This window comes from Streptomyces sp. TRM70350, from assembly GCF_019219825.1.
Taxonomy (GTDB): domain Bacteria; phylum Actinomycetota; class Actinomycetes; order Streptomycetales; family Streptomycetaceae; genus Streptomyces.
Map to the genome: position 1 here is coordinate 1 of NZ_JAHUXH010000093.1, position 1337 is coordinate 1337.

At 73.7% G+C, this 1337-nt stretch carries 1 protein-coding gene; it reads left to right on the plus strand.

Annotated features, from left to right (window positions below; genetic code table 11):
- Nucleotides 1-1337, plus strand: a 1337-nt coding sequence (locus KWI83_RS37685; RefSeq protein ID WP_218518872.1) for an AMP-binding protein, incomplete at both ends; no start/stop codon positions are given.

The following is a 1337-nucleotide window of genomic DNA, read 5'->3' on the forward strand; positions in this document are numbered from 1 at the left end:
GCAGAACACCCCCCGCGCCGACTTCCGGCTCGGCGGCGCGAAGGCCGAGTACGTTGCGCTGACCGCCGGGGCAGCCCGGTTCGACCTGTCGCTGTTCTGCCACGAACGCCACGATGACGACGGCCGCCCGGCCGGGCTCGACGTCATGGCCGAGTACAGCACCGACCTCTTCGAGCGGGACACCGTCCTCACCCTGCTGGGCCGCCTCGCCCGGCTGCTGGGCGCCGCCGTGGAGGACCCCGGCCGTACGGTCGGCTCCCTGGCCCTCCTCACCGACGAGGAGCGCCAGCTGATGCTGACCGAGTGGAACGACACCACCCGGCCCACGGCACCCCAGCCGCGCGGCGGACTCCAGGAGGCCTTCCGCGCCCGGGTCGAGGCCGTCCCCGACGCCGTCGCGGTCCGCGCCGACGGACACGGCCTCACCTACCGGGAACTCGACGAACGGGCCAACCGCCTGGCACACCACCTCATCGCGCTGGGCGCCCGCCCGCAGACCGCGGTCGGCGTCCTGCAGGAGCGCTCCGCGGACCTGGTCGTGTCGATCCTCGCCATCGTCAAGGCCGGCTGCGTCTACGTGCCCCTGCACACCGGCTACCCGGCGGCCTGGACCCGGATGGCGCTCACCCGCACCGGCGCGCGGATCCTGCTCACCGACCGCGCCCTGCGCGCCCGCGACGTACGCCACGACGGCCCCGTCGTGGTCGTCGACGACGAACCGGCCCTCGCCACCCGCAGCGTGGCCGACCCGCGGGTGCCGGGCGACCCCGACCACCTCGCCCACGTCATGTTCACCTCCGGCTCCACCGGTGAACCCAAGGGCGTCGAGATCACCCACCGGAACGTCCTCGACCTCGCCCACGACCCCGTGTGGCACGGCCCGTACGAGGAGGGCGCCGGATCCTGCCGCAACCCGCGCTGCTCCGCCGAACGCGTACTGATGCACTCCCCGCACGCCTTCGACCCGTCCACCTTCGAGCTGTGGGCACCCCTGCTCAACGGCCACCGCGTGGTCGTCGCCCCGGCCGGCGAACTCGACCTGGGCGCGCTGGAACGCGTCATGGTCGACGAACAGGTCACCGGCGTGCTGTACACCGCCGGACTGTTCCGCCTGATCGCCGAGGAACGCCCGGAGAGTTTCGCCGGGGTGCGCGAGGTGTGGACCGGCGGCGACGTGGTCTCCCCGGCCGCCGCGCAGCGCCTCCTCGACACCTGCCCCGACACCACGGTCACCGCCATCTACGGACCCACCGAGATCACCCTGTGCGCCACCCAGTACCCCATGCGCCACCCCCATCGCGTCGAGCACACCGTCCCGCTGGGCCGCCCCATGGCCG